The sequence below is a fragment of the Mesorhizobium sp. M2A.F.Ca.ET.037.01.1.1 genome (assembly GCF_003998075.1).
In the GTDB taxonomy this organism is placed as follows: domain Bacteria; phylum Pseudomonadota; class Alphaproteobacteria; order Rhizobiales; family Rhizobiaceae; genus Mesorhizobium.
This window is the reverse complement of sequence record NZ_RZSA01000873.1, coordinates 1-2,811: the sequence shown is the minus strand read 5'-3', so window position 1 is coordinate 2,811 and position 2,811 is coordinate 1. Positions and strand designations below refer to the sequence as shown.

The 2,811-nt window shown below is 65.2% G+C and carries 3 protein-coding genes; 1 reads left to right on the top strand and 2 read right to left on the bottom strand.

Going from position 1 to position 2,811, the window contains the following annotated elements:
- Positions 1-750: aldehyde dehydrogenase family protein (locus EOA27_RS30530; protein WP_127257985.1), on the top strand; the 750-nt coding region annotated here is incomplete at its 5' end.
- A gap of 382 nt (positions 751-1,132) precedes the next feature.
- On the opposite strand, the gene EOA27_RS30525 is transcribed toward EOA27_RS30530, so the two are convergent.
- Both EOA27_RS30525 and EOA27_RS30520 read right to left on the bottom strand, forming a co-directional pair.
- Positions 1,133-2,209 carry an ABC transporter ATP-binding protein gene (locus tag EOA27_RS30525; protein WP_126081555.1) on the bottom strand — a complete coding sequence of 359 codons (1,077 nt, stop codon included), beginning with the start codon at positions 2,207-2,209 and terminating at the stop codon, positions 1,133-1,135.
- Positions 2,196-2,811, bottom strand: a 616-nt coding sequence (locus tag EOA27_RS30520) for a PfkB family carbohydrate kinase (protein WP_127257983.1), incomplete at its 5' end; no start/stop codon positions are given. The genes EOA27_RS30520 and EOA27_RS30525, both read right to left, overlap by 14 nt.

The window sequence follows — 2,811 nt, the reverse complement described above, 5'->3', positions numbered from 1 at the left end:
GGGCACGGGCTTGGCGGCAAAAATGCAGGCAGCGGGCCGCCCACCGCCGATCTCGACATGGCGCTGCGCGCGATCGCCTTCGGCGCCATGGGCACCGCTGGCCAGCGCTGCACGACACTGAGACGCCTGTTCGTGCATGACAGCGTCTATGACGCGCTGCTGCCGCGGCTGAAGAAGGCCTATCAGAGCGTCTCGGTCGGCAATCCGCTGGAAGGCAAGGCGCTGGTCGGTCCGCTGATCGACAAAGCGGCCTTCGACAACATGCAGAAGGCGCTCAAGGAGGCCGAGGCGCATGGCGGCAAGGTGACGGGCGGCGCGCGCGTCGAAAACGGTCATCCGGACGCCTATTACGTGCATCCGGCGCTGGTCGAGATGCCCAGCCAAGTCTCGCCGGTGACGGAAGAGACCTTCGCCCCGATCCTCTACGTGATGAAATATTCCGATTTCGACGAAGCGCTCGAATTGCACAATGCCGTGGGCGCCGGCCTGTCGTCGTCGATCTTCACCCGCGACCTGCAGGAATCGGAGCGCTTCCTCGGCGTCGACGGCTCGGACTGCGGCATCGCCAACGTCAATATCGGCACCTCGGGCGCCGAGATCGGCGGGGCTTTCGGCGGCGAGAAGGAGACCGGCGGCGGCCGCGAGAGCGGCTCGGACGCCTGGAAGGCCTATATGCGTCGCGCCACCAACACGGTGAATTTTTCCAAGGCGCTGCCGCTCGCGCAGGGCGTCTCGTTCGACATCGATTGAAGGCGCGGTCCTTAGCGGCTCAGCGGTTCACCGTTTTACGAAAACGGCGAACCGCTCCACTGCTCGTATCAGCTCGCACCTTTCGCTTAAAGCATGTCTCCCGAAGTGGGAACCGGTTTCGGGATAAAGACATGCGTAAAACCAAAAGGCCTAAAGCGCATGGAGCGAATCCAAAGGATCGCGACGCGCTTTAAGCGGTCAGTCCACGCAAGTAGAAGGCGTGCACGCTGCCGTGACGCCAGACAGTCTCTGACGCTTGCGCAGTGTCGGCTTCTCATAGGTTTTTTTCATGTAATCCCCCATTGCCCAATATGCACAGCATGACGACGTCTCCACGCCCGTAGCGTCAAGATGGTTGTCTCCCGCGCGGAAACGCCGCCCCTCAGAACGCCTGTCCCGTCGCCGGGTCGAACAGGCGCAGCGCGTCCGGGTCGAACACAAAAGCGCATGGCTGACCTTTGGCAAGGCGAGCTTGCGGCGGCAGGGTTGCCGTCAATTTCTGCGACCCGACCCCGGCGGTGGTGACTTGCTCAGGCCCGGTCAGTTCGACGACCTCGATCTCGACCGGAAGCGACAAGTCGGCGCTGCTGCCTGGCCCGAGGCCGAGCGCTTCGGGCCTGATGCCGACGACAACCGAAGCACCGTTGCGGACCGCTCCCGCATAGCGTGCCGGCAGCGCCAGCCGCGCATCCGTGCCGACGATGACGAGCTTGCCGTCCTCGAGCGTCGCTTCCAGCATGTTCATCGCCGGCGCGCCGACGAAGCCGGCGACATAGACCGTCGCCGGCTCGTTGTAGATTTCTTCCGGGGGGCCCAGCTGTTCGATGCGGCCGTCGCGCATGACCGCAATCCGCGTCGCCAGCGTCATCGCCTCGATCTGGTCATGGGTGACGTACACGACGGTGGTCTTGAGCATCTCATGCAGACGCTTCAGCTCGGTGCGCATTTCCAGGCGCAGCTTGGCGTCCAGATTGGAGAGCGGCTCGTCGAACAGGAAGACCTGCGGCTTGCGCACCAGCGCCCTGCCGATGGCGACGCGCTGGCGCTGCCCGCCGGACAACTGGCCGGGCTTGCGGTCGAGCAGGGTCTCGATCTGCAGGAGCTTCGCGGTTTCGCGCACCGCCTTGTCGCGCTCGGTGGCGGGAACCTTGCGCATCTCCAGGCCGAAGCCGATGTTGCGGCTCACCGTCAGGTTCGGATAGAGCGCGTAGGACTGGAAGACCATGGCGATGTCGCGGTTCTTCGGATGCACGCCAAGCACTGAACGGCCGCCGATCAGCACGTCGCCGCTGGTTGCTTCGGCAAGACCGGCGATGATGTTGAGCAAAGTGGACTTGCCGCAGCCGGACGACCCGAGCAACACCAAGAACTCGCCGTTTTCGAGCGCGATGTCGATGCCTTTCAGCGTCTCGACGCTGCCGTAACTCTTGCGGACGTCGCTGATCTCAAGCGCGCTCATGGACGGCATCCTCGAATTGGGTCGGCCCGCCATAGTCGCGGGGCAAGGTTGAGATGGCGCGCGAAGCCACCCGGATGGCGGCGGACAGGCACTTTTCAAGGGAGCGTCCCTGTGCCAGGGCGGCCAGGAAGGCGGCGTTGAAGACGTCGCCGGCGCCGATCGTGTCGACGACAGCGACGCGCGGTGCCGGCACTTCGATGACCTCGCCGTCGGGGCCGATGGCGATCGCGCCGTCCGGTCCGCGTTTGACCACGACGGTCGCCCCTGCCTTCATGCCGTCGCGGATCTTGCGGGCCGCTTCCGCCGGGTTTGCCAGGCCGGCCAATGTCGTCGTCTCGACCTCGTTGAAGAGCGCCAGTTCGCAGCGCGACAGCCAGCCGCGCGCCGCCGCGCAATTCGCCTCGGTCCAGCCGTCGATCGGCCATCCCGTGTCGAGCGCGACGGCGATGCGGTTCGCTTCGGCCCAGTCGAAGAGCGCGCCATAGTCGCGCGTAAGATCGTCGGTGAGAAAGGAACCGCTGAGCAGCGCATAGCCGCCGGCGAGGCGGTTGCCGTCGAGCACCGAAAGCACATCGTCCAGGCTGAAACGGGGCAGGTGGCCG

Coding starts and splice junctions, on each gene's coding strand:
- EOA27_RS30525 (WP_126081555.1), bottom strand. CDS start 2,209: ATGAGCGCGCTTGAGATCAGCGACGTCCGCAAGAGTTACGGCAGCGTC.